Here is a 26,614-nt window from a genome sequence, read left to right on the forward strand (position 1 = left end):
TTCCAGTTCTGAATTGCTGTTCCCATTTTTCGGCCAGCGTTGTTGTTGCGCCTTGGTAATTGCCCAACCAACCCGGCATCCGTTAAAAAAGCCAGTGCATCGTCTTCAACAGTCCATTCGCTGTTGTGGTGCTGTATTCAAGTTGATGATATTGCGACCTGATGTTCATTGAGCAGGTTTTGATTTCTTCCATATCCGGATTTTTTGACTGGTTTTTCCTTGAAAATTAATACCAATGTTAAATTGGGCAAGATCATAAAACAAACTTTCGCTCAAACCTTCTAAAGCCCATATTGTAGCATTATACACAGGCGAAAGCGGATGGGATGAAAAAGCGCAAACAGACGTTGTGGTGAGAAAAGTCCAGCTTCTGTTGCTTAAAATAGGGAATAAACGCTGTAATTACAGGCAAAATACCGATAAAATTGGTGTTGATCTGATTGAAAATCTGTTCATCAATGCAATGCGCGCCAATCAAACCATAATCCGCATTGTTAAAACAGCATCAATATGTTTTTTCTTTGTAATTTGTGCTACCAGCGTTGCCAGTTCAACTCTGTTGGTAACATCCAGATTAAAAAGTTCAACGTTTTGAAGTTTAGCCAGGTCTTCTTCCAGTGCTGACTTAAGCATGGTGGCGAGTACTCTCCAACCTTTTGTTGGAATAATTTTGCAGTTGCTTTTCCCAAACCAGATGAAGCTCCGGTAGTGAATATCGATTTCATCAGGATTCTTTATAGAACAAAGGTGGAGTGTTTGAAAACGGCAGGTGGATCTCAAAAGCGTTTTTGTGTGTCCAAAATGGCGAAATCAAGGTTCTTTATTGAAAAACTAATGGAGAAATATAGATGTCATCAATACGGAAATGGAAATTTCACAAGCTTTTAAGAACAAAATTTTACTTATTTAGTATTGATTTCAATGTTTTTTACATATTTGCAAACCATATCGGGTTTTAATCGTTTTGAACTCGAAACAAACTGGTAAAAAAACAATATATAAATGGCCAACACGGTATTCGTACTTGAAGATAATGATGAAATTAGGGAAGTGATCCAAATGGTTTTGGAAGAAGAACAATTGGAGATTCAAACCTTTCCAAATGTTTCTGTTTTTTTAGCCGCTTTGGAAACGTCTGTTCCAAACTTATTTTTATTGGATGTAATGTTACCTGATGGAAACGGAATTGATGTGTGCACACGCTTAAAAGCCGATACTAAAACGGCACATGTTCCGGTAATTATGATGACCGCAAATTCTAATGTTGAGAAAATGAAAGCAGCAGCAAATGCTGAAGATTTTATTGCCAAGCCATTTGATATTTATGACCTTGCAGAGCGCGTTCACAAACAGTTAAAAACAACCGCTTAGTTTACCCCAAACATTAATTTTTTCTGCGCAGCGTGTTGTTCCATCGTGCGGTATACCATTTATTTTTTATCCAGAATAGTGAAAACCTGAGTAAGGCGTTCACCATCTTCATCTACTAAAGTAAGGATGTGTTTGCCCGGCTTCGGACTAATGGCCAATTGGTGGTAATTCTGCGTAGTGGCGATAAATTCATTGTCTATATGCCAATAAATTTTTGCTTGCGGATTGCGGTGTGCTGCATTCAGTACGACTTTCCCGCGACTACCATCAAGCTCTAAAGGAATATATACAATTGCGCCATTTTTTGGGTAAATCAATTCCATCACACCCATTCCGCCTGATACTTCACAGCCCAGTTTAAATGGAGGCAAAGAGCGGTAATCGCTGTTTTTTATCTTGTAATAATACTCCATAGCCGGAGGCAGAATAAACCAGTTTTTGTGCTTCATATTCATCACATCTTCGCATTGATCGGTTACACGATAACTGCCAGTATGATCCAGGTGAATGCGTTTGTGATATGGGCAAACAGCAGTTTTTTCTCCGCCTGGCGGAATCATTTCTTCCGCAATATCCGTACAATATTCACCTGCTTTATAACCGCTTTGCCGGCAAACCTTCATGGCGCGCAATTTGGTTTTCGGCATCTCGAACCATTTTCCGTTAGGCAATAACCTAAAAAGATCAAACATTACCGGCGCCGCGGCTTCTATACCAACCAAACCTGGGCGCCCTTCGCCATCTGCGTTGCCCACCCAAACACAAACTACATAATTGGGGGTTAAACCAACTGCCCAAGCATCGCGAAAGCCGAAACTTGTGCCGGTTTTCCAGGCTACACGCTGCGAAGAAGAAAACTGTTCCCATAAACCTTCATCGCCGGGGCGCATAACTTCTTCCATTGCATTAAACGTTGCCCAGATTGCACCGTGATCCAGTTGTGCATTACGTTCCAGATTTTCATTTTTTTCTTTATCCGTTTTGATATACGTTGCTTTGTCATAATCTGCCGGATTGTATAAACCGCGGTACCGGTTAAAATTGTTCAGTGTACGCGCCAAGCCCATATAGGTGTTGGCCAAATCCCACATCGTAACCTCACTTCCACCCAGAATAAGCGAAAGGCCGTAATGATCTGCGGGTTGATTCAATGTTGAAATGCCTATCTTTTTCAGCTTATCGTAGAAACGCTGGTATTTATACTGTTGCAGCATTTTAACCGCCGGAATATTTAACGAACGACTAAGGGCTTTGTCAGCAGCAATTGCGCCATCGTAACCCAAATCATAATTCTGAGGCGAATAACCCGCAATTTGTGTTGGAATATCCGGAATAAGTGTGTGTGGCAGAATATAACCATCTGTAAGCATACTCGCGTACAATAAAGGTTTCAATGTACTTCCCGGACTTCGCGGTGCCTTTATCATATCAACATGGCTTTCTAGCGATGAATTTTCCGGTTGATAAATATTGCCGATATAACTCACCACTTCACCAGATTTAACATCCAGAACCAATGCCGAGATGTTGTTGATGTCATTGGATCTGTAGCGGTTGTTGTATCGTTTTAATACCGCATTCATTTTGATCTGGAGATCTTCATTTAACGTAGATACAATTCTAGTATTTTGGATATGAAGTGCGGTACGTTCTTGCTTAAAACGGTTCAACAAATGTGGTGCATTTTGTGGCAACGGAATGGGTTTACCGGGCAAAGGCTCTAATTTGGAGAGATTCGCCGTTGCCTGATCAATATAACCAAGACGTGCCAGTTTATCTAGTAAATCATTTCTTTTTCGGGTGAGTTTGGCCGCGTTTTTTCCGGGATGCACCAGAGACGGACTATTCGGCAAAACCGCTAGAGTGGCCATTTCGCCCCATGAAAGTCCGTTTGGGTTTCGCCCGTAATAGCGCCAGCTTGCAGCTTCCAATCCAACTACATTGCTGCCGAAAGGCGCATTTGCAGCGTACAAACCCATAATTTCGTTTTTGGAATAGCGCAGTTCCAACCTAAACGCCAGTAGGATTTCCAGTAGTTTTTGCCAAACCGTGCGGTGTTGCCGCCTGGAGAGACGAATGACTTGCATACTGAGCGTGCTGCCGCCACTTACCACACTTTTTGCTTTTAAATTCTGGCGCATAGCTCTGGCCATTGCGCGGAAATCTACGCCGATGTGGTTATAAAAGCGTTTGTCTTCAAAAGCAACAATACAATTTGTAAATTTTACCGGTACACTATCGGCTACCGGAAATCTCCATTGTCCGTCGCTTGCAATGGCGGCACTTAACAGGTTTCCATCACTCGCTTCAATAACATATGACGTTGGCGATTTGAACAGTTTGGATGGTAAAATGCATAGAAATATTGACAGGAAAACCAATGTGATCAAATCTGCAATAAGAAAGCTTTTTGGGTATTTGCCCATGTTCTAGTGGTTTTCGAGTAATGCTAATAGTTTAGAATTGATGTACAATTTCTCTTTGCCTACTTTTACCGATGTCAGAAACTGATATTCTTCCAACATGCTCAGGTAATTTCCTACCGTTTTGGCAGTACCCAGTTTTGCATCGATAAGTACTTGCCGTTTGGTATATGGCAAACGGAATAAAATCTCAATCAACTCTCTGGAATACACTTTAGGAAGCTGAGTTTGCATAGCCAGAGCGGTAGTTTCCATCAATTTGCTAATCCGCTCCATTTGTTTGATGCTTTGTAAGGCAGTTACTTCCACCATATCCAACATATACAATAAATATGGTTCCCAATTTTGGTGTTCTGTTACCTGTTGCAAATTTTTATAATAGCTGCTTTTATGTTTGATGATATATTCGCTCAAATAAAGTGCAGGAATGTTTAAAAGATTACTGATTTTTAAATACAGCAAAAGCATAATGCGACCGGTTCTGCCATTTCCATCTATAAAAGGGTGAATGGCCTCGAACTGATAATGCATAATAGCCATTTTAATTAAAGGATCTAACTTTTGATTTGTATTGATGAATTTTTCCCAGTTTGTAAGTTTCTCTATAATAATATCTTCACCTTCTGGTGGTGTATAAATCACAGTTCCTCTGCCATTCTTCAATTTTGTACCAGGTGTGTTGCGTATTGCAGCTGTATTTTGCTTGATGCACTGAACAATTTTAATACAAAGATTGGTTGTAATGAAAGGCTTTTTCTTTAAATTTTCTAGTCCAAGCCAAATGGCTTCTTTGTACATAAGCACTTCCTTTGTACCGTTATCTTCAGTGTGACTTTCAGATACGAGCGTTTTGTACAGTTCATCATTTGTAGTTACAATATTTTCAATTTCCGAACTTGCTTTGGCTTCCTGTAAATGGATGGTATCAAGAAATAAAGTCAGGTTAGGGAAATTGACGATGGCGCCATTCAGCTGAGCCAAAGCGCGGCTTGCTGTAATGGTTTTAAGCAATACCGCTTTGGTTTCAACGTCAATATTCGGTGGTAAAGACGGTAAATTGTTATAAGGGATCTCTCTTTCAAACATCATCTTGCCAAATGAGAATCGCCAATCGTGACGCTCAGAGGTAAATGTAAATAAAAATTACCTGTATAAAAATAACGAGGGTAAAAAAAATGATTTTTTACCCTCGTTATGGGAGCAAGGGTAGTTGTTACCCTCGTTATTGATGATAATTATTTAACAACTTCTACCCACTGGCCGTTTTCCGTAGCAGAAATATCGTTGTTGTACATCGCTTCACATTGCACGGCAGATAAATAGTATTTGCCTATATATGATGCATTTAACAAAACTTTGTATACTACACTTTCGCCTTCGCGGATATTAAAATACGTAAGTACACGATCATCACGAATATCCTGATAAGTAGAAGGAGAGGAGGCAAGAATACTTTGGTTGTCGTTAACGCGTGTGTTAATAATTTCCCATCCCGAAGGGAAAATTTGTGTCAATGCCATTTGTTCATAATACCCCATTCGGCCAGGATTTTTTACAGTTACTTCTGCATAAAAATCTGTTCCTTGTTTAATGCTTGCGGGATCTAATGGTTTTCCATTTAATCGTTTATACGTTACATTCATGTCCAGTACATCCGGCCGGTTTGGCAAGAAATCATTTTGGCCGGCAACAGGTTGTCCTTCCAATACCAAACGCACAAAAAGCGTATTGTTACCATTGTTTGAAACTACAGCTGTTTGACCTTTAAAATCAATTGCTGTACTGTTAAAATACTGGTTGGAATTGATGGTTGCAGTTTTTCCGCTTAAAGTATATTGATACTGAAGTCGGTTTGCCGATTGTGTTGATCCGCAGAATTTAGCAATTGCCAATAAGCTATATGCAGTAGTTTGCGTGCTGTACCAGGTATTTTCACCAAGTTTTGAAGCCAAAGGCTGAAGTAAATTTGCCGCTTTGGCCTTTTGACCGAGCAAAGTCAGGGTTTCTAAAATCATTGCCTGGTCTCTGACGTCAGATCCGTAAGTTCCGCCCAGTTGTTTATAAGGTTGAACAGTTGTTTCCAATCCAGAAATAAGTTGTTGAGCGGTATTTGCCTGTCCGGCCAGTTTATATGCTGCGGCCAACCTCCATTTTGCAGCAACAGATAAATATTCAAAAGCACGTAAGCGGTTCATTGCCGCCATTTCTGGTTTTTTAGCCAATGCCAGCACATATAAACGATAGGCTTGAGAAAGATCGCCGCCGTAAAAATTATTGCTGTTTGGAACCCAGTTAGATGCTTTTGATTTTTGAAAACGCAACAAATCTTCCAATAAACCAACCGGTAAGGTATAACCGGCATTTTGTGCTTCTACAAGGAAGTGACCAGCATAATTGCTTCCCCATTCATCAGAATTGTTTTCGCCTGGCCAGTACGTTAATCCGCCATCGGTATTTTGGAAACCTTTTAACTTGTTTATTCCGGCTTTGATATTTTTCTCTGTATTGGCTTTTTGTTGTGCATTTAAAGGTGCCAGACGATCGAGATAAAGTTGAGGAAATACACCCGAAGTGGTTTGTTCAATACAGCCATGCGGATACTGAATTAAATAACTTAACCGCTTTTGAAGATTAATTGACGGAATAGACGAAACTTCTAATGTACCGGAGTTTGTACCAGACATGCCGATAGGCAGAAAGTTTGTACTCCATTTGGTATGCGGTTCTACAGCAGCGGAAATTACGTTGGTAATATATGGATTCGGGTTGCGAATATCCATTTCCACATCGTATTCTGTTTTTTCTGATCCACTTTGTGCAATTACTTTTACTTTGGCAATGCCAACTGTGTTTGGCGCCAATACTTCAAAATAAGCCATTTGTTCGCCTGTTTTTTTGTAATACAGGTTTTGTGATTTATTTCCCTGAACAATAAGTTTGCTGGTCTGCAATTGTACAGAAACGTTTTTCAGGTTGTTTTCTGTGGCAAAAACCGTAACCGGAAGTGTAAATCGTTCGCCAGGGCCAAGTACACGCGGAAGCGTAGCCAAAACCATAAGTGGTTTTTTCACCTGTACTGATTTTTCTGCAAAGCCGTAAGCTGCATCCTGTCCGGCTACAACCATTGCACGTACAGCTCCGATGTATTGCGGCAGTTTAAATTTATGCGTTTTATTTTGTCCTTTGTCAAGCGTAAACGGACCCATAAATTTTACTACAGCTTTAAACCGGTTTGCTTTTGCCGGGTTAAGGTTTTTGTTTACTGTACCGTCACCGCCAATACTTAAGATGCGGTCTAAGTTTCCGCCCCAGGCGCCCAGAACATAATCAAATAAATCCCAGGTTTTAACGCCTAAACCTTCTCGTGCGTAAAATGCAGCATGTGGATTTGGCGTTTTAAAGCGGGTTAAATCCAGTAAACCTTCATCTACCAATGCAATGGTATACGTCATAGCTTTTCCGTTTTGTTCGCCAACGGTAATGGTATTTTCCGTTTCGGGTTTAATTTTATCCGCCATTTTAATAGTCGGTTTTAAAATGGTTTGTGGATCTTCAACCGTTAATGGTATTGCTCCATACATGCGGATAGGCAAATCATTCACCGTTTGGGCATGTGGTTGGAGCAAAGTAATGTTTGCAAAAACATTAGGCGCCATTTCTTTTTCAGCTTTAAATGTAAACTGCGTTTGTCCGGCTTTGGTATCTACCCAAAACGTTTTCAATACACGACTTCCGTTTTCTACAGAAATTAATGCTCGTCCATTTTTTCCGGTAGGAATCGTAAGCGTAATGTCTTCTCCGACAGCAAATTTCTCTTTATTGGCTGTGAAAGAAAGCATCGAAGCTTCTGTTGGATTGCTTCCTTGCTCACGTTGTGCCCATCCCGGCCAATCTATATATACCGAAGTTCCGGTGACGTGGCCGCCGTTTAAATCGCGCACTAAAATGAGATAACGGCCCCATTCTGGTTCATCAACACGTAAATTCCAGCTCGCTTTTCCATTGGTTAAAGTTACACGGTTGCTTTCAATCAGTTTATTGTATTGGTTTTGAGTAAAATTGGCGTAGGTATATTCGTCATCTTGTTCCCACCACCAGCGCCATTGCGTTTTATACAATTCTACCTGTACGGTTTTTGAGCCGGCAAGTAGTTTTCCATCGGTATTTACATTTACAATTTCAATTTTATGGTCTTTACCGGTAACGAGCATACCGCTTAAACGATCGCCTTTTGGCGCACGAACGCCGAGGTAATTGCTATAAACGTGATAAGGAATGCTGAAATTATCAATGCTGAAATTACCACCTGGTTCGAAAACTTTAGTGGTGAAATTTGCACGCAATACGCCTGGCGCAGTCTTATTCTCATTCAGGTTGGTATTAATTTGTGCTGTTCCAGCAGCATTCAGACTTCCTTCAAAGATGTTTTTAACCTGAGATTGAAATACAACTGTTGGATTGTCAAAACTAAAACCATCAAAGCCTTTAAATTTAGTTTCGGTGGTATTCAGATTTACATCTACTGTAGCGCGAAGGTTTTGTGCAACTGCGCCAAAAAGCCATTGTGCAGAAAGCGTGGCGCTGGAAGTGCCTGCACTCAGATAGCTGCGGTTACCTACATTAAAATTAATTTTAAGTCGGTTGGGCATTACAGTTTCAACTTTTAATGTTTTACTGAAAGTTGCCCCGCCAGCTTTTACTTTTGCCAGCCAGTTTCCGGTAGGCACAGACGTTTCTGTAGCGAATTTAAAGGTGTAAAATCCGTTAAGGGGTTTGCCATTAATCAGGCGTTTGTACAGTTGCCCTTTGGGGTTAAAAACTTCCATTGTTACCGGATAATTTGCCGGTAGTTTTTTAAGTTTATCTTCCAGAACAAAGGAAACAAAAAGGCTGTCGCCGGGGCGCCAAACACCACGTTCGCCGTAAATAAAACCTTTCAATCCGCTTTGAACTACATCGCCACCTACATCAAATCGGCTTAAAGGGAGTGAACTTCCATCATCCAGTTTAAGGTAACCACGCTCAGAACCGTTTTTGGCTATAAGTAGAAAAGGTACACGTTTTAAATCAAAACTGGCAAAACCATCGCCATCGGTTTTAGTGGTAAAGATAGTTTGTTTCTGGTAATCCAGCAGTTCCAAACTCACGCCACTCAATGGTTTGGCAGTAAGCAAATCTGTAGCTACGATGAGCATGCTGTTGTCGTTTCCGCGTTTGGCTACTAAACCAATATTAGAAGAAATCAGGTTTCTGCTTGCCCAACGTTCCGTGGTATAGAAAGACGGTGTACATGGATTATCGCGGTCTGTCCATCGGTAATGTTGCGGATAATAATTGTTGTATTGTTTCCAGAAATTATCGTCTTCATCAATTTTTTCTCCATAACCGTCATAATAACCATACTCGTTTTCATCATCGCCATCGTCTGTTGCCGCTTTACAATTAAAGGCATTGTATTCTTGCCTGAAAGCGATGGTAACGCGATACATGGCGCCGGGTTCTGTGCGGATCATTTTATCCAGATCAAGCGTAAAGCGGTTTTTTTTGTGCAGGTTTAGCGCTTTGTCTTCATCTAACCGGATGGTTTTCTGAAGTACCGGTTTGGCTACACGGCGCAGTTCATTTCCATCTTTATAGCTATTGCTTTGAAAAAACTGAGGGATGTTGTTCTCATAAATTTTAATTACGGTAACATCAACGGCTTTTAGGTTTGTGGCCTCAAATGGAAGCACGAGTTTACCAGAATTTGGTAAAATAGTACCAGCACCGGCAATGGTTACAGAAGGCAGTTTATCTTCAAAAACCAAACTGGCAGTTTTTCCGCCGGATAATTTTTTCCCGTTAATGTTTTCAATTCCGGCGTTTGCCGTTAAATTGTACGTCCCTTTAAGTTCTTCTGCAGCATAGACTTTAACCTGACTGGCATCTATCGTAAAACGCAGATCGCTCAGGTTACCAAGCGTTAGCAAACCCGTTAAATCCTGACTGATACTTACCGGCTCTGAAAATTGTACCAAAGCATAATCTTCTTCGCCTTGAATGGCTTTAATATCCAGTATCTCAAATTTGTTAATTGCCGGCACCCGGATTTCTTCCTCACCTTTCTGATCGGCGTCAATGGCATCACCATTCCACGATAGTTTTAAGGTTTGGTCATTCGCAGTTTTTTTAATGCTGTCTATTGTAAATTTCGAAGTGTTTTTTGCCGGATCGTGCTGCCACTTGAGTTTAAGTTTCTGATCGAAATCTATTTCAAGTGTTTTTTCTATTTTCTGGGTTTCTTCTGCATCGGCTGTTGCAATTTCGCCGCTCAGTTTCATATACTCCATTGAAGTATTGTTTTGCGATACCAGACCGTTCTGGCTAAGCATAATACCGGGCGTAATTACTTTAAACTCAAAATCGAAATCTTCAAGGCCTTTTTCGGTTGCCGAAACTTCTGACAGTTTAAACGTAGCTTCATATTCTTTTCCGGATTTAAGGTTTTCATCGGGCCTAAATTCTACTGTTTGCGGATCAATCCAATAGGTTTTTCCTTTAATTGAGGGCGAGAAATCAAACAAATCCCGACTGTCGGCTTTACCAATATCCTGCATGCCTTGAGCGGCATTGGCGAGATGTACGCGGATAAAACTTTTTTTAGAAATGGTACCGGAGGTATACGCCTCGATATACTTGGCATAAGCCTGATTGTCTTCGCTGCTTTTCTTTTTCCTGTTGAAAAAAATGTAGCCGATTCCGGCAATGGCGATGAGCAAAACGCCAATAAAAATGAATTTTGTTTTTCTTGATGATTGATAGGAGGATGGGTTTTCCATAGCTGAAAAGATTCGTTATAGATTAGATAGCGTAGCAGAAAACGGGACTGCATTTCTGTATATACGCGTTGAAAATAGTTAAATTTTAGCTGTAATTTGAATTTATTTAAAAAATGCTGTGCTATCTTGCTAGTCTAGAATGAATTGAATAAGTTTACAAACCACACCAAATAAATACCATCTACATGAAAAAGTTATTAATTGCCGTTGCACTGCTTTTTACTTCCGTTCAGTTTTGTGCTGCACAAAAACCGGCTGTAGAAAATGCCGTAAATATGCTTACTAAAATTATGATCAATCCAGACAGCATTTCACTTGAAAATTTGGTGTTAGATGAGTTGAGTTACGGTCACTCTACTGGGAAAATCCAAACGAAACGGCAGTTTATTCACTCCCTACTTTCTGGAGAATCTGATTTTGTAGATATTGATTTAAGCGACCAGGAAATTATTATCCAAAATAAAACGGCGTTGGTTCGGCACACGCTTAGTGCGAAAACCAACGACAATCATGTTGCAGGAAATGTGAAGCTGTTTATACTCCTGATTTGGACAAAGGAAAAAGGAGGCTGGAAACTTTTGGGGCGCCAGGCAATAAAAGTTCCGCAATAGGATATGAAAAAGCGGAGCGATATTTTAACACCGTTCCGCCTAATTTGAAATGCTTTGGGAGTTCCCCCGGCATTATTATTTTAAGATTCTAGCAATTTTGTAGCGGCTTCGTCTACAAACCAGGTCAATTTGCCATCAATCGGTGCAATTAGTTGAGAAGGGTAGGTATCCACGTTTTTCTCTTCATCGCCAATTACATGTTTAAGCGCCTCTGCTTTATTTTCTCCAAAAACCAAAAATGCAATATTTTCTGCTTTGTTAATTAATGGAGCCGTTAAACTGATGCGGTAAGTATTTAGTTTTTCAACGAAAACAGCATCAACAGTAGCTTCTTCATTTTTAACCAATGAGGTATGCGGGAAAATGGATGCCGTATGTGCATCATCGCCCATACCCAGAAGAATTAGATCGAATACAATATCGTTTCCGTTAAAATGTTTGTCTAATGCTTTTTTATATTCAATTGCAGCTTTTTCTGGAGCTAGTGTGGTATCGATATAGAAAATGTGGTCTTCAGCAGTTTCCAATCCATCAAAAAGCGCCGCTTTGGCCATTTTTCCGTTATAATTGTCGTCTGTAGCCAGAACGTTGCGTTCATCACCAAAAAAGAAAAAGACTTTTTCCCAGTCTATGCGGTGTTTACATTCTGTTGCCAAAAGCTGATAAAGTGCTTTAGGAGAACTTCCTCCAGTTAAAACAAAATTAAACCGACCATTTTCTTCAATTGCCATTTCTGCAATCTTAATTACATAATCGGCAAGATCCTGGTTCAGTTCATCGAGGGTTTTATATATCAGTAAATTCATATTAATGGAATAAATGTTGGCGCAAGTTACGAAGCATTCTTACAACGATTGCTATCTTTTATTATTGATTTGCTATTTCTTCTTATGCGCATGAAGATTACTTCGTGCCTCGCAATGACGACTACAGTATATGCGTGCGCTAAAAGTTGTATAAATAAAAAACGGGATTACACATTTGTATAATCCCGTTTTTTATTTTATTCCTTATTTTTCAATGGCAGATTAAACCAGTGGAAACCATCTCTGGCAATAAGTGCCTCTGCTTCTTCTGGTCCCCAGCTATCTGCTGGATAATTTGGAAAATTGATTGACTTCTTACTTTCCCAAGTATTCAAAATCGGCATAACCAATTCCCAGGCGGCTTCTACCTGATCGCCACGCATAAACAATGTTTGATCGCCCATCATGGCATCCAGCAATAACGTTTCATACGCTTCAGGTGTATCATTATCATAAGTTCCTTTATAATCGAAAACCATATCAACCGGATTTAAGACCATATCCAATCCAGGTCTTTTTGCCTGTACTTGCATACGAATACTCATTTCTGGCTGAATGCTGATCACCAATCTGTTCTGTTGCCAGTTTTCAGTAACTCCGGAAGAGAAAATCTGATGTGGAACGTCTCTGAATTGAATGGTAATTAATGATGATGTTTGGTTTAGGCGTTTTCCTGTTCTTAAATAGAAAGGAATACCTTGCCATCTCCAGTTGTCTATATGAAATTTAACAGCTGCAAAAGTCTCTGTATTGGAATGTGCATCTACACCAGTTTCCTGGCGATAACCTGGCACTTCTTTTCCTTCTACCCAACCTTTGCTGTACTGTCCGCGTACGGTTCCGAAACGGATATCTTCTGCAGAAAAAGGACGCATTGCTTTTAAAACTTCTACTTTACGGTTCCTGATTTCGTCGGCATCGAAATTAATCGGAGCTTCCATTCCAACCAAACAAAGCAATTGAAGCAAGTGATTCTGAATCATATCGCGCAGTGCGCCAGCACCTTCATAGTAACCGCCACGGTCTTGTACACCCAATTGCTCCGTAACCGAAATCTGAACGTGATCGATATAAGATCTATTCCATAAAGGTTCAAAAAGTGAGTTTGCAAACCGGAAAGCCATCATATTCTGAACGGTTTCTTTGCCTAGGTAATGATCTATACGATAAATCTGTTTTTCGGTAAAAATTGTAGCCAATAATGCATTCAATTCTTTTGCAGAATCCAGATCGTGACCGAATGGTTTTTCGATTACAATGCGGCTATTGTCTTCATCTTGCGTTAGTTTGTATTTTTGAAGGCATTCTGCAATTACCGGGAAAAAGTTTGGCGCCACTGCAAGGTAAAAAATTACCTGAGTAGTTGGGCCGTATTCTTTCTGATATTTTTCTACTGCAGCTTTAAGGTTTTCAAAAGTTTTAGGCTGAGCAAAATCTGTAGGGCAATAATGTATGGTGTTGCCAAAAGTATCCCACTTGTCTTTTTCAACTTTTCCGGATCTTGAAAATTCGTTTACAGCATCTTCTAAAGCAGCTTTGTAACTGTCGTCTGTAAACTCAGTACGTCCGGTTCCGATTACGGCAAATTTCTCTGGCATATACCCTTCAATAAACAGGTTGTATAAAGCCGGGGCCAATTTCCTTTTATTCAAATCACCTGTACCACCAAATATTACAAATATTGTGGGGTTTAACGCGGTTTTAGTTTTCATCTTTATTATAGATTCGTGTCTTTATTATTTGGATAATTTATTCCAGTCGGCATGGAAAACGCCATCTTTATCTACTCTTTCAAAAGTATGCGCCCCGAAAAAGTCGCGTTGCGCCTGGATCAGGTTAGAAGGCATTCTGCCGGTAGTAATGGTATCAAAATAGGTTAGGGTAGAGGCAAAAGCCGGAATACCAACGCCATTTGTTACGCATTCTGCAACTGTTTTACGGATACCGCCAATTGTGCTTTTTATGATTTTTTGAATGCCTTCATCACCAAATAAATGCTCCAAACTGTTGTTTTTATCGTATGCCTGATAAATATCTTCTAAAAAGGTTGCGCGAATAATGCAACCACCACGCCAGATTTTTGCAATTTCCTCAAGCTTCAGTTCGTATTGATATTCTTTAGACGCCTGTACCAATAAATGCATGCCTTGTGCATACGCACTAATCATAGAAAAATAGAAAGCATCTTCAAGCTCGTCTACAGATACATTGATTTTACCGTCTTTTTTGCCGTAAGCTTCTTCTAATGAAACTCTTAATGCTTTAAATTTAGATAAATCTCTGTTAGAAACCGCTTCATTGATGGTTGGGATAGGCAATTGAAGTTCCATAGAAACTTCTGAAGTCCATTTTCCGGTACCTTTAGAACGCGCTTCATCTTTAATCTGATCTAAAAGATCGTTTTGGGTTTCAGTATCTTTAACGATGAAAATTTCTGTAGTAATTTCAAGCAGGAAAGATTGCAAACGGCCTTCATTCCATTTTTTGAAAACTTTATAAATATCATCATTGCTGTAGCCCATTCCGTTTTTCAGAATGCCATAAACTTCGGCGATAAGCTCCATAATGGCATATTCTATACCATTGTGTACCATTTTTACGAAGTGACCAGAAGCCCCTGGGCCGATGTAAGTTACGCAAGGATCGCCGTTTACTTTCGCTGCAATTGCATCAAAAACATCTTTAACTACATCGTATGCTTTTTTATCGCCGCCAGGCATCATACTTGGACCAAAACGCGCGCCCTCTTCACCACCAGAAATTCCCATTCCGAAGAAGTGAAGGCCATCTTTAGCCAATTCATCAACGCGTCTGTTTGTATCTGTAAAGTGAGAGTTTCCACTGTCTATAATGATATCTCCTTTGCTAAGCAAGGGTTTTAATTCTGCAATAACACTGTCTACAATCGGGCCTGCCGGAACCAGTAAGATTAAGGTTCTGGGCGTTTCCAAACTGCCAATAAAATTTTCGATGTGGTCAAAACCTTCAAGATTGTGTTTTTTACCTTCTTCTTCCAGTTTGGCAATCATCTTTTGGTCTTTGTCATATCCCGTTACGGAAAAGCCTTTATCGGCCATATTCAACAAAAGGTTTCGGCCCATTGTGCCCAAACCAATCATACCCAATTTATATTTTTTTGATTCGTTATTTGCCATTGTTTATGTTTTATAATGCACCCAAAATTAGGGTTTACAAATTAATAATTCTGTTTAAGATGTTAAAAGATTGTAATAAAGTTTGCCTTTAATTTTGAGGATTATTGGCTTGGCGAAACCGTTACAATATTGTATTTATCGGCCAATTTCCACAGTTTTGCACCGCCTTTAATGCCATCGCGGTTGTTTACAATTTTGATGTTATCATCTAACTTAAAATCGATGTGTTTAGAATTTCCACCGCCGATATATAGAAAATCATAATTGAAAACTGTTTTATAGGTTTCGATAACTTTTTTTAAACGTTTATTCCACCGTTCCGATCCGTGTTTTTCTAAAGCGCGTGCGCCTACGTAATCGTCGTAATCGTCCTCTTTGTTGATGGGGAAGTGCGCCAGTTCAAGGTGGGGCATCAGTTCGCCATCAAATAATAAGGCTGTACCAAAACCAGTACCTACCGTAAATACAATTTCAAATCCTTTGCCTTCTGCAACACCTAGACCTTGCTGATCTGCATCATTAACCAATTTAACTGGTTTCTGAAGTGCATCTGCAACACGTTGTGCCAAATCTACATCTTCCCATTTTCCTTTAGCTAAATTTGGAGCAGTTTTGGTTATTCCGTTTTTTACATATCCCGGAAAACCAATGGAAACTCTGTTGTATGTGGCCGGAATAGGTTTTATCAATTCTACTATACCGGTTATAATATCTTTTGGTGTGGCTGCCTCTGGCGTTTTATCTTTTAAATATTCTGAAAGCATATTGCCATCTTCGTCTAATAGGACGGTTTTAATACTTGTTCCGCCAATATCAATCGACAAAATGTTCGTATTGCCGCTCTTTTCTATAATCGCCATAGTTGTATCTTTATGAATCGAAGTTCTACAAATAATTTAAAAGAACAAATAGAAAATCAAAATGGTCGTAATGGATATGTAATATAAAAAGTATATATAGTCTATAGTTTTGGTAGAATATAATTAAATTCGCATTGTTAATTAAAATTCGATGCTTATGACGATCAATTATCTCGCTTTTGCCATTCCTGCATTTTTCATTTTTGTTTTTATAGAATTTAAGCTTGCACAAAACCGTAAAAATATTGTGTTTAAGTACGAAAGTTCTATTGCAAATTTTAGCGTTGGCATAGCCGAGCGTTTACTTAACCTGTTCATTTCAGCAAGTTTTTACAGTGTCTATGTCTGGATTTATAAGGGGTTTAGCATTTTTTCTATCCCAAATACATGGTACATTTGGATTTTGTTGCTGCTGGCAACAGATTTTGTTTGGTATTGGTACCATAGGTTGGGGCACGAGATAAACTTTTTATGGGCTGCACACATTGTACACCATCAAAGCGAAGAATTTAATCTATCTGCTGCTGCGCGTATTACCACTTTGCAGGCTGTTTTTAGAAATGTTTTCTGGTGTGTATTGCCTTTTGTTGGCTTTCATCCAAATATGATTATAACCATTTTGCTTGTTCATGGTGCTTACTCTTTTTTTACGCATACACAGTTAATTGGCAAATTGGGTTGGCTGGAACATGTTTTTATTACACCTTCTCTGCATGGCGTGCATCATGCATCAGACGAAAAATATCTGGATAAAAATTATGGCGATGTATTTGTTTTTTGGGATAAAATGTTCGGTACTTTTCAAATAGAGGAAGAGAAACCACAATACGGATTAACGCATCCAATAAAAAGTTATAGTTTTTTATGGCAACATTTTCATTATTATCTTGAAATTTTGGAAGCATATAACCAGGCAAAAGGTTTCCGGGCAAAATGGAATACCGTTTTTGGAAGTCCGGCTTTAATGGATCAAAACATCCGGCCAATCCTGGAAGATCGATATTTTCAGCACAAAATTAAACCAAAAGAGCAGCTTAAATTTAAACTTTACATAAACATTCAGCTGGTTATTTCAATTGCTTTGCTGGTTCTACTCACCATGTTTTTTGGCCGTATTCCTGAATTATGGCGGTGGGCAACTCTAGTTTTTGTATTGCTGAGTTTAATTAATATTGGTGCATTGCTTGAACAACGCCGATGGATTTATTACCTGGAATGTTTTAGGTTAATAGCATTAACTGGATTTATTTTTTTCGGTTTTGGAATTTTCTCCTGGCTGCCGGTGCCGGTTGTTGGCTTGTTCATTTTAGAACGTTTATTCAGTTTAAGCGTTGTGTATCAAAAATATGTGCTGAAATTAGATTGTGCTAAGTAATTACTTGTTTACAAAATCTACATTAAAGAAGTGGTTTTGTTAATATTGAGTTAACATTATCGTTTTACTTTAGCCAACGGATGAAGGCTAATGATTTAACGGTTTACGATGAAGATTTAATGACCAGAATAGCGGGAGGGGATTCTACTGCTTTACAGTTGTTATTTGAGAAATATTACACGCCTTTGTGCAAATTTACCTCCGTTTATCTTAAGGATACCGACCGAACCGAAGAGCTGGTTTCTGATTTGTTTATGAAAATATGGGACAAACGGACTACCCTCATTATTCAATCGGTTAAACATTATCTTTTTACCTCTGCACGAAATATGGCGTTAAACAGCAACCAAAAAGCAGGATTGCAAACGATGCCAATCGAAGGTTTTGATGCGGTTTTGGATATTGAAGATGTGCACCTCAATCCACATGATTTGTTATCGAGTAAAGAATCTTTTTCAGAAATTATCAAACTAATAGATCAATTGCCTGAACGCCAGCGCGAGGTTTTACTGATGAGTAGAGTGCAGTATCTAGATAAAGAAAACATTTCTAAGGTCTTAAATATTTCGGTCCGCACAGTAGAAACGTTACTGTACCAGGCAGTAAAAAGGTTTAGAGACCTCATTACAGCAAAGAACTTACGCTCAAGGATCTAGTTCAAAAGGTTTGCCACGGAAACGCGGAAGTCACGGAAAATTTGAATTTAAACTACAACCTATTTGATCTATATTTCTATATGGTAATTTAATTCTTCAAGAAGTTTGATTTGCTGGCCTTTTGCCGAAAGCTTTGCCGCGGAAACGCGGAAGTCACGGAAAATTTGAATTTAACCTACTACCTATGTGATCTATATTTCTATATCGTAATTTAATTCTGCAAGAAGTTTGCTTTGCTGGCCTTTTGCCGAAAGGTTTGCCACGGAAACGCGGAAGTCACGGAAAATTTGAATTTTACCTACAATCTATGTGATCTATATTTCTATATGGTAATTTAATTCTGCAAGAAGTTTGATTTGCTGGCCTTTTGCGAAAGGTTTGCCACGGAAACGCGGAAGTCACGGAAAATTTGAATTTAAACTACAACCTATTTGATCTATATTTCTATATGGTAATTTAATTCTTCAAGAAGTTTGATTTGCTGGCCTTTTGCGAAAGGTTTGTCACGGAAACGCGGAAGTTACGGAAAATTTGAATTTAAATTTGAAGTGTCAGTACTTGTTATAATATACAGGAAATATAGTCAAGAAAAAAATATCTACTAGAGCAAGTCGCCATGTACAAATACAACGTCAACAGGTTATTTGTCTCGGTTTTGGCAAACCAAATGCAGTATTAAAGCAATATATATCACTTCATAATTTCTTAACCTAAACTTAACTAATCTCGCTACGTAAGCGCCGTGGTAAAAATTGTCTTATCCATAGAACATCATTATGGATCAACACTATTACCGATTAATAGAAAATTATTTCAACAAGAACATCACTTTCGATGAGCTAAGTACGCTTATGCTGTGGGTTGAAGAAAGTGAAATAAATTTGCAACACTTTAGAGAAACACTGCAAGCACTGGAACTTGCAGAATCCTATTTGCCTAAAAATTTTAATCCGGAGAAAAACTGGAATAAAATTTTAAAACACGTAAAAGCAGAAGAAAAGGTAGAAGAGCTGGTAGGTACATACAAAACAAAAACCAATTGGCTGGGTTACGCTGCGGCGATACTTTTGGTGCTCGGTTCTGCAGTTCTATTCCTGAAATTTGGCCGACAGACAGAAGCGGATAAAGTTGTATACCAGGAAATCTACAATCCTAAAGGGCAAAAAAGATTGGTTACTATGCCCGACGGATCAAATATTTACCTGAACGGGGATACAAAAATCCGCTATGCGCAGAATTTTAACAGCGGAAAACGCATTATTTATTTAACCGGAGAAGCATTTTTTGATGTCCAGCACCGCGCAAAACAACCTTTTATTGTCTATACCGACAGCATCAGTACAACAGTACTGGGCACATCTTTCAATATCAAATCCTATTCAAAAGCCAGAAGTACCATAATTACGGTGCAAACGGGTAGAGTAGGTGTATTGATTAACAATGGCAAGAAACACTCCGGACCATACTTTTTGTTGCCGAATGAACAGCTTACCGTGCGCAACAACAATTTGGTGGAGAAAGACAGTGTAGATGCAAGTGCCGTAAGTGGCTGGCGCGAATATAAACTGGCTTTTTACGATACGCCGATAGAAGATATTATAGAATCCATCAGCAGGGAATATGATATAGACATCCAATTTAAGGATGAAAAAATTGCAAAAACAAAACTCACCGTAAAATTCGATAAGCAACCGGTTCAGGATATTATGTCTGTAATTGCTAAGCTTACCGGAAAAAGATATGCCATCTATGAAAATAAAATCGTGATTTATTAACCCAAAAAAATATAGATATGATATAAAAAATACTTTTTAATGAAGGCCCGAAATGCTGGACACATTTCAAGCCTACTAGATTGTTTAAACTCATTTTGACAAAAAGTAAAACTTAGTAAAGATATGAAAATTAATACCTGGTGGATAGAAAAAATCCATCAACGATCATCTGGATTAGTGGTTTGTATAGCCCTTGTTCTGATGCAGATTTTTTTTAGCCCTGCAATAAGCTGGGCACAAACCGATAAACAGATTCGTTTTGGCGCGCAGAATATTACACTCAAAAAAGCATTTAATGAAATCGAAAAATTGAGTGGTGTAACTATAAACTATAACAACACCCAGTTTAATGATCAGAAAACAGTGCTTTTGCCCACGCAAGAACGCTCAGTAACGGCAACAATTGCTTTACTACTGCGCAATTCTGCCTTTACATATAAAGTTAATGGCAACATGAATATTCTCATTGTTGCAAAAGTTGCTTCTTCTTATTTAACCGGAAAGGTTCTGGATGAAAATAACGAACCAATTCCTGCAGCAACCATTCGGGTGGTAGAACTGAACAAGCTTACACAAACCGATAACAATGGGATTTACCGTGTTCCTTTAGAACCAGGCGTATACACTATTGAAGTGCGTTACATTGCTTATGAAATTGCAAAAGTTCAGCAAGTTAAAGTAAATAATGGGGTAGATGCAAAGCTAGATGTGAAACTTAAACCATCAGACAATTCGCTTAATGAGGTTGTTGTAACGGCCTTGGGTATTAAAAGGGAAGAAAAAGCATTAGGTTACGCCGTTACGAAAGTAGACAGTTCTGAATTTACAAATGCAGTAGCCAGCAACTGGACAGATGCACTTTCTGGTAAAGTTGCAGGTTTAAATTTGGTACGCAATAGCGGCCCGGCAGCATCAAACAAGATTATTCTTCGGGGTGAAAACAACTTGACCGGCGATAATGAAGCTTTAATTGTAATTGATGGTGTTGTGGCCAGTAGTTCTACACGCCGTACAGCTGCATCGTCTGGCGGTGTTTACGGAACTTCTGGGGATATTATGCCTCCGGATTTTGGTTCGGCGTTGAACGATTTAAACCCGGATGATATTGAGAGCGTTACGGTTTTAAAAGGCCCAGGTGCTGCGGCACTTTATGGCCAACGCGGTGCAAATGGAGCGGTAATTATTACCACCAAATCTGGAAGTAAACTGCGCAAAAAACTGAATATTACAGTTACATCAAACAGTACCTGGGAGCAGGTAAATAGAAGTCCGGATATTCAGAATGAATATGGACAGGGACAATTCGGTACGTCTTATTTTTCTTATGGCGCATCAGATGATGGTGCAAGCACCAATGCAACCAGTGCAAGTTGGGGCGCGCCATTTCTTCCGGGATCCATGTTTTTTCAGTACGATCCGGCAACAAAAGCCCGCGGAACTTCAAGAACACCGTGGATGGCGTATGAAAATCCGGTAAAATCTTTTTTTCAAACCGGTTTTGAATCTTCAAACTCTGTGAGTTTAGACGGTGCATATAAAAATGTTGGTATGCGTTTTTCCGCCAGTCATGGCAACAACGAATGGATTGTACCCAACACTGGTTTAGAACGTACAACGGTTTCATTTTCTGCAAATAGCGATGTAACTAAAAAGTTAAGTTTATCTTTCAAAGCCATTTACAACAATCGCCATAGCGACAATTTACCTGCAACAGGTTACGGAAACCAATCTTTAATGTATTGGTTTATGTTTGCGCAACCCAATGTAAATACAGATTGGTATCGCGATTATTGGGCAACTGGCAAAGAGAACGTACAGTTTGTGAACATTACCACTACAAATCCTGAAAGTCCGTATGCAATTTCTGAACAGTATATTAACAAACAGCGAAGAAATGGTGCATTAGGAAACCTTCAGGCTACTTATAAATTCACGGATGAGTTGAGTTTACTGGTTCGTGGATCTATCGACTACAATAAAGACATTCGCGAAACGCAAAGACCATGGGATGCTGCAGGAAACAAATTTGCGCAAGGTTCTTACCGGGTACAGGATATTAAATCGTACGAAGTAAATGCCGATTTCCTTTTACGTTACGATAAAAAAATTACCAAAGATTTTCATTTGAATGCAACTGTTGGCGGAAGCCAGATGCGCAACGAATACCACAAAGGTGAGCTTCGTGCAGATGGTTTGGTTATTCCGGGTGTATACAGTTTAACCAATAATGCCAATCCATTAATTTCTGTTCCGGATACGGCACGTTACCGCATCAACAGTTTTTATGGTGCCATGTCATTCAGTTTCAAAAATTATCTTTTTCTGGATTTGACTGGTCGTCAGGATTGGAGCAGTACATTGGCTACACCTTCCAGAACCGATAATGTTGGTTTCTTTTATCCGTCTGCAAGTACTTCATTTGTGGCTTCAGATTTATGGAAAATGCCAAAAATCATCAGTTTTTTCAAATTGCGCGCTTCGGTTTCTCAAGTGGGAAGTGGTGGAACTACACCTTATCGCACTGCGTATAATTACAATCTTGCTTCAAACGGAATTTATCCGGATAGCGCAATGTCCAATCCAACAGTGTTGCCAAATCCAAATCTTAAACCGCTTAAAACCACAACAATTGAGTTGGGTACAGAGTTGCGTTTATTTAATAACCGTTTAAATTTCGATTTCGCCGCATATGCCGGAAACACGAAGAATCAAATTTTGAACCGTATCGTAGATCGCGCAACCGGATATAATGTTGCCGTTTTCAACGTAGGTAAAGTGGAAAATAAAGGAATTGAGCTTGCCGTAAACGGAACGCCAATCCGTACCAAGAAATTTAGCTGGCAATTAACCGGAACCTTTAGTGCAAACCGAAACAAAATTACTGAACTGGCAGACAGCTCGGTTGTATTGAGAACAGGTGCACTTGGTGGCGGACAAATTGTGGCCAATGTTGGCGGAAGTATGGGCGATTTGTATGGACGTGGTTTTATGCGCTCGCCAGATGGTCAAATTATTTATGATGCTGCAACCGGAAACGCCAAAACCAGTACAAGCGATTTAATCTATTTGGGTAATACCATGCCAAAATTCAGGTTTAGTTTTGGTTCTACTTTTACGTATCAGCGTTTTAGCGTAAGCGGTTTGTTTGACGCACAATTGGGTGCCGTTGCGCATTCACTTACTTTCTCCAGAATGGCGGCTTTAGGGAAACTTAAACTTACCCTTCCAGGAAGGTATAACGGTGTAATTGGCGATGGCGTAATTCAGAATGCCGATGGTACTTACCGCCAGAACGATGTTGTCGCTACAAATCTTGAAAGTTTTTACACTTCGTTGTACGGATCGGACCAGGCAGAAGGCAGTATTTTCAGGACAGATTACCTGAAATTCAGAGAAGCCAATATTACTTACGCATTAAATCCGTCGTTTCTAAAAAGAATCGGTTTCACCAAAGCAACAATTGGTGTATACGGCCGTAACCTGTTCATTTGGTCGCCATGGCCCGCTTTCGATCCAGAGTTCGGAACGCTATCCGGAACAGACATTGTTCAAGGATTTGAAACCGGCCAGTTGCCATCTACCAGAAGTTTTGGTTTCCGTTTAGTTATTGGGTTATAAAGAATAGAAAAATGAAAAAGAGATACAAAATAACCAGTTATATCGTATTGACACTTTTGTGTGCTTCCATTTTATCTTGTAAAAAAGATTTTAATGAGGTAAACACTGATCCAATTGGTAAATCTTCTGTTAGCGCAGAACAATTGCTGGCGCCTGCGCTGGTCAATGTTTTATCGGCAAACATGGTGCGTAACCGCAATTTTAACAATGAGTTGATGCAGGTAACTGTAGACATTAGCGATGCGGAAGGAAAAGTATTCAGATATGATGTGCGCCGTACCTGGGCAGATTATACCTGGAATGTGTGGTATCCAGAGCTAACAAACTTGCGAGATATTTATACAATTGCCAATCAGCCAGCAACTTTAAATGCTTCTTATAAAGCCATTTCCCTTATTTCTCAGGCCTGGGTTTTCCAGTTGCTGACGGATGTTTATGGAGATGTTCCGTATTCAGAAGCGAATAAAGGAAAAGACGGTGTGTATGAACCAGTTTTTGATAAACAGAAAGATATTTACCAGGATTTGTTTGCCAAACTGGAAGAAGCAAATACTTTATTGACCGAAGGGAAAGCAATCGCAGCGAGTGGAGATCCGGTTTATCAAGGCGATGTGAGCAAATGGCGCAGGTTCGGAAATTCACTTTATTTAAGGTTGTTGCTTCGCGTGTCTGGCAAAGCCGAAGTAAGTGCGCAAGCCATTGCTAAGATCAAAGAAATTGCAGAAACCAATCCGGCAAAATATCCAATCATGCAAAACAACACGCATACGGCAAAAATTTTGTGGAACGGAACCAACAGCAGTACTGCAGTATATTCTTCTCCTTTTATGATTAATGTGCGTGCTGTAGATTTTAGAACACCAGCGATTACAGATTTTTTTGTAAGCAACCTGGCCATTTGGGCAGATCCGCGTGTAGATCCGGCGTTAGGCATCAATAATGTGAGTCGTTTTGGCATTGCGCCTGGGCCTGCGGGTTTGGTTGGCGTTGCCAGCGGGTACGACAGCGGAACATCGGTAATTAAACAATCGTATTTTTATTCTGATGCACAAAATGCGGGCTATACTTTACAAACCGATCCATACACAGGCATAATCATGAACTGTGCAGAAGTAGATTTTATTCTTGCAGAAGCCGCAGCGAAAGGATGGATTTCCGGAACTGGAGAAAGCTATTATCTGAAAGGAATCGCAGATGCAGTAAACTATTGGTTGCCTACTCGTTTTACCAGTGCTTCAGATCCAGCTTTGCTGAGTTTTGTAACTGCTGCAGATATCAATTGGAACAACAGCTTGCCTTTAGACAACACGGTAGCCAACTCGGCCAGTAAAATGCAATTGATTCATTTGCAGAAATATTACGCCATGTTTCTGGTAGATTTTCAGCAATGGTTGGAATATAGAAGAACAAAACATCCATTTCTACCAAAAGGTACAGGATTAGCAAATGGCGGTCAGATGCCATCGCGCTTAAATTATCCTTTGGTTACACAATCTACCAATCCAACAAATTATAAAAATGCTGTGGCATCGCAGGGTGTTGATGATATCAACACGCTTGTTTGGTGGCAAAAACCTTAATCGTATAAGATGATGAAAAAGACTATATTTTATATCGGCGCATTGCTGCTTCTGTGCGGTACGTGGTTTGGATGTAAGCGCGATACCGATTACATTGGCGTAACGGTTAGCCCGTTTATCTCAAATTTTGACTTGCGCAGACTGTTTAAAAACACAGATCTTGAATTGAATACCTCGATTCTGGGCGGCGCCAACTCTATTAAAGGTTTGGTTATTTCCGATCCCTCGAGCGGAAACGTTCCGTCGGGTTTACTTATTCTTCAAAATAGCCGTATTTCCGGAAACGGAATTGATTCGCTACGCGGAATTGCCGTAAATATTGGCGCTACAGAAGCCGCTAAATATGTTCCTGGAGATTCTGTGCATATAAAAATTGACGGTACAACTTTAAAAAGAACAAACGGCGTTTTACAAATCCAGGGCGTTCTGGCCAGCAATATTCAGAAAATGGGTTCTGGTCGCGCACTTAAGGTGCAGTCGGTTACAACAGCCGGGATATTAAACCGCCCGGATTTTTACGAATGTACATTGGTAACGATTAGTAAAGCAGTTTTGGAACCAGAACCTGTAGATGGTGATACTTTTGCAGGCAATAAAATAATTAATGATGGTTTCGGAAAAGGTGTAATTCATACAGAAGCGAACGCGGTTTTTGCAAAAGAAAGCATGGTGCCAAGTGCAAACTTTACCGGGATTGTTTTTCGCATGGCGGATGGTGTACAGCTTTGGCCAAGAATTTTAGACGATATTTTTGCCTTGCCGGTTATCAAACCATCGGCAATGGTAATTACCGGATACCTGACAGATCCAAGTGGTTCTGATGCCAATAACGAATATATCCAGCTTAAAGCAACACGCGATATTGATTTTGCAGCAACACCTTTTTCTGTAGTCACCTGCAACAATGCAGGTATTCTTACACCGCCAACTACAGGTTGGGCATTTGGTGGCATTAGAAGTTACAAATTCAATATTTCATCCGGAACGGTTAAAAAAGGCCAGTTTCTGTATGTTGGTGGCAACAAACGCATCTGGGGATCAGGATCTACCGATATCAGTTCTGCAGTTTGGATCAGCAGTACACAATATTCTACGGTAGACGGGGCCGATTTTGGTACCGCAACATCTAACTTATTGGCCAATAGCGGTAACGTAGCCGGAATTGCAGTGTTCTCCGGAATTAAAATCGATGGAAATTCCATTCCGTTAGATGTAATTATGTATGGCGGAAATGGCGCCGTTTATGCTGCAGGCCCGCCAGAAGTAGGTTATCGCATTACCAATACAGATAATTACAATACTATAAACCCACTTACACGCAAAACGCAAGGCTTCTACGGCGGCGGAACCAATACGGTGAAATTTGCTTTCCCAAGTCCAACTGGTTATTTTACGATGTTGGGAGGTGTTTATGATGCCGCCACCGGATTGTGGAGTACAGGCCGTACCGCAAAAAGTATTGAGCTAAAAGCAACTTCTCCTTTAAGTACTATTGAAGAAACCGTAGGTTTTACAACCATTAAAAACTAACATATACACAAGCACCGGAAATCTATTCCGGTGCTT

At 39.7% G+C, this 26,614-nt stretch carries 16 protein-coding genes; 8 read left to right on the forward strand and 8 right to left on the reverse strand.

Annotation, left to right across the window (positions count from 1 at the left end; translation table 11 throughout):
- Positions 1-474: 474 nt before the first annotated feature.
- Positions 475-633, reverse strand: coding sequence for a hypothetical protein (locus ACJVDH_RS06145; protein WP_443946681.1), 159 nt, complete (start codon positions 631-633; stop codon positions 475-477).
- Between the two features lie 369 nt (positions 634-1,002).
- Between ACJVDH_RS06145 and ACJVDH_RS06150 the strand changes: the two genes are divergently transcribed.
- Positions 1,003-1,371: a response regulator transcription factor gene (locus ACJVDH_RS06150; protein WP_443946682.1), complete on the forward strand. Its 369-nt coding sequence runs from the start codon at positions 1,003-1,005 to the stop codon at positions 1,369-1,371.
- 59 nt (positions 1,372-1,430) lie between these two features.
- On the opposite strand, the gene pbpC is transcribed toward ACJVDH_RS06150, so the two are convergent.
- The 3 genes from pbpC to ACJVDH_RS06165 form a co-directional block, all read right to left on the reverse strand.
- Positions 1,431-3,797: a penicillin-binding protein 1C gene (pbpC, locus tag ACJVDH_RS06155; RefSeq protein ID WP_443946683.1), complete on the reverse strand. Its 2,367-nt coding sequence runs from the start codon at positions 3,795-3,797 to the stop codon at positions 1,431-1,433.
- A gap of 3 nt (positions 3,798-3,800) precedes the next feature.
- Entirely contained in the window at positions 3,801-4,883 is a 1,083-nt protein-coding gene (locus ACJVDH_RS06160) for a Fic family protein (protein ID WP_443946684.1), read from the reverse strand.
- Positions 4,884-5,029: 146 nt separating this feature from the next.
- On the reverse strand, positions 5,030-10,612 hold the full coding sequence (locus ACJVDH_RS06165; RefSeq protein WP_443946685.1) for an alpha-2-macroglobulin family protein: 5,583 nt from the start codon (positions 10,610-10,612) through the stop codon (positions 5,030-5,032).
- A gap of 185 nt (positions 10,613-10,797) precedes the next feature.
- Between ACJVDH_RS06165 and ACJVDH_RS06170 the strand changes: the two genes are divergently transcribed.
- A complete protein-coding gene (locus ACJVDH_RS06170) occupies positions 10,798-11,223 on the forward strand; it encodes a nuclear transport factor 2 family protein (RefSeq protein ID WP_443946686.1) in 426 nt (141 codons plus the stop codon).
- 80 nt (positions 11,224-11,303) lie between these two features.
- Here ACJVDH_RS06170 and pgl read toward each other — a convergent pair whose 3' ends face one another.
- The 4 genes from pgl to ACJVDH_RS06190 all read right to left on the reverse strand — a co-directional run bounded on the left by pgl (position 11,304) and on the right by ACJVDH_RS06190 (position 16,044).
- Entirely contained in the window at positions 11,304-12,029 is a 726-nt protein-coding gene (pgl, locus tag ACJVDH_RS06175; protein WP_443946687.1) for a 6-phosphogluconolactonase, read from the reverse strand.
- Positions 12,030-12,226: 197 nt separating this feature from the next.
- Positions 12,227-13,741: a glucose-6-phosphate dehydrogenase gene (gene zwf, locus ACJVDH_RS06180; protein ID WP_443946688.1), complete on the reverse strand. Its 1,515-nt coding sequence runs from the start codon at positions 13,739-13,741 to the stop codon at positions 12,227-12,229.
- Positions 13,742-13,765: 24 nt separating this feature from the next.
- On the reverse strand, positions 13,766-15,184 hold the full coding sequence (gene gndA / locus ACJVDH_RS06185) for an NADP-dependent phosphogluconate dehydrogenase (RefSeq protein WP_443946689.1): 1,419 nt from the start codon (positions 15,182-15,184) through the stop codon (positions 13,766-13,768).
- 101 nt (positions 15,185-15,285) lie between these two features.
- Positions 15,286-16,044, reverse strand: a complete 759-nt coding sequence (locus ACJVDH_RS06190) for an ROK family protein (protein WP_443946690.1) — start codon at positions 16,042-16,044, stop codon at positions 15,286-15,288.
- 157 nt (positions 16,045-16,201) lie between these two features.
- Between ACJVDH_RS06190 and ACJVDH_RS06195 the strand changes: the two genes are divergently transcribed.
- From ACJVDH_RS06195 to ACJVDH_RS06220, 6 genes are all read left to right on the forward strand, one after another.
- Positions 16,202-17,419, forward strand: coding sequence for a sterol desaturase family protein (locus ACJVDH_RS06195; RefSeq protein WP_443946691.1), 1,218 nt, complete (start codon positions 16,202-16,204; stop codon positions 17,417-17,419).
- Between the two features lie 80 nt (positions 17,420-17,499).
- A complete protein-coding gene (locus ACJVDH_RS06200; RefSeq protein ID WP_443946692.1) occupies positions 17,500-18,075 on the forward strand; it encodes an RNA polymerase sigma factor in 576 nt (191 codons plus the stop codon).
- 776 nt (positions 18,076-18,851) lie between these two features.
- On the forward strand, positions 18,852-19,850 hold the full coding sequence (locus tag ACJVDH_RS06205) for a FecR family protein (RefSeq protein ID WP_443946693.1): 999 nt from the start codon (positions 18,852-18,854) through the stop codon (positions 19,848-19,850).
- A gap of 123 nt (positions 19,851-19,973) precedes the next feature.
- The gene (locus tag ACJVDH_RS06210) at positions 19,974-23,468 is read left to right on the forward strand and encodes a SusC/RagA family TonB-linked outer membrane protein (RefSeq protein WP_443946694.1); all 3,495 of its coding nucleotides are present in this window, start codon (positions 19,974-19,976) and stop codon (positions 23,466-23,468) included.
- Positions 23,469-23,479: 11 nt separating this feature from the next.
- Positions 23,480-25,048 (forward strand): SusD/RagB family nutrient-binding outer membrane lipoprotein, encoded by a 1,569-nt coding sequence (locus ACJVDH_RS06215; protein WP_443946695.1) that lies wholly within the window; start codon positions 23,480-23,482, stop codon positions 25,046-25,048.
- Positions 25,049-25,057: 9 nt separating this feature from the next.
- Positions 25,058-26,578 (forward strand): DUF5689 domain-containing protein, encoded by a 1,521-nt coding sequence (locus ACJVDH_RS06220; protein WP_443946696.1) that lies wholly within the window; start codon positions 25,058-25,060, stop codon positions 26,576-26,578.
- The last annotated feature ends 36 nt before the right edge of the window (positions 26,579-26,614 follow it).

This window comes from Pedobacter terrestris, from assembly GCF_052343045.1.
GTDB lineage: Bacteria > Bacteroidota > Bacteroidia > Sphingobacteriales > Sphingobacteriaceae > Pedobacter.

Bases quoted from the DNA above. Each gene is read 5' to 3' on its own strand.
- ACJVDH_RS06145 (WP_443946681.1), bottom strand. From the start codon at position 633: ATGCTTAAGTCAGCACTGGAAGAAGACCTGGCTAAACTTCAAAACGTT.
- ACJVDH_RS06150 (WP_443946682.1), top strand. From the start codon at position 1,003: ATGGCCAACACGGTATTCGTACTTGAAGATAATGATGAAATTAGGGAA.
- pbpC (WP_443946683.1), bottom strand. From the start codon at position 3,797: ATGGGCAAATACCCAAAAAGCTTTCTTATTGCAGATTTGATCACATTG.
- ACJVDH_RS06160 (WP_443946684.1), bottom strand. From the start codon at position 4,883: ATGATGTTTGAAAGAGAGATCCCTTATAACAATTTACCGTCTTTACCA.
- ACJVDH_RS06165 (WP_443946685.1), bottom strand. From the start codon at position 10,612: ATGGAAAACCCATCCTCCTATCAATCATCAAGAAAAACAAAATTCATT.
- ACJVDH_RS06170 (WP_443946686.1), top strand. From the start codon at position 10,798: ATGAAAAAGTTATTAATTGCCGTTGCACTGCTTTTTACTTCCGTTCAG.
- pgl (WP_443946687.1), bottom strand. From the start codon at position 12,029: ATGAATTTACTGATATATAAAACCCTCGATGAACTGAACCAGGATCTT.
- zwf (WP_443946688.1), bottom strand. From the start codon at position 13,741: ATGAAAACTAAAACCGCGTTAAACCCCACAATATTTGTAATATTTGGT.
- gndA (WP_443946689.1), bottom strand. From the start codon at position 15,184: ATGGCAAATAACGAATCAAAAAAATATAAATTGGGTATGATTGGTTTG.
- ACJVDH_RS06190 (WP_443946690.1), bottom strand. From the start codon at position 16,044: ATGGCGATTATAGAAAAGAGCGGCAATACGAACATTTTGTCGATTGAT.
- ACJVDH_RS06195 (WP_443946691.1), top strand. From the start codon at position 16,202: ATGACGATCAATTATCTCGCTTTTGCCATTCCTGCATTTTTCATTTTT.
- ACJVDH_RS06200 (WP_443946692.1), top strand. From the start codon at position 17,500: ATGAAGGCTAATGATTTAACGGTTTACGATGAAGATTTAATGACCAGA.
- ACJVDH_RS06205 (WP_443946693.1), top strand. From the start codon at position 18,852: ATGGATCAACACTATTACCGATTAATAGAAAATTATTTCAACAAGAAC.
- ACJVDH_RS06210 (WP_443946694.1), top strand. From the start codon at position 19,974: ATGAAAATTAATACCTGGTGGATAGAAAAAATCCATCAACGATCATCT.
- ACJVDH_RS06215 (WP_443946695.1), top strand. From the start codon at position 23,480: ATGAAAAAGAGATACAAAATAACCAGTTATATCGTATTGACACTTTTG.
- ACJVDH_RS06220 (WP_443946696.1), top strand. From the start codon at position 25,058: ATGATGAAAAAGACTATATTTTATATCGGCGCATTGCTGCTTCTGTGC.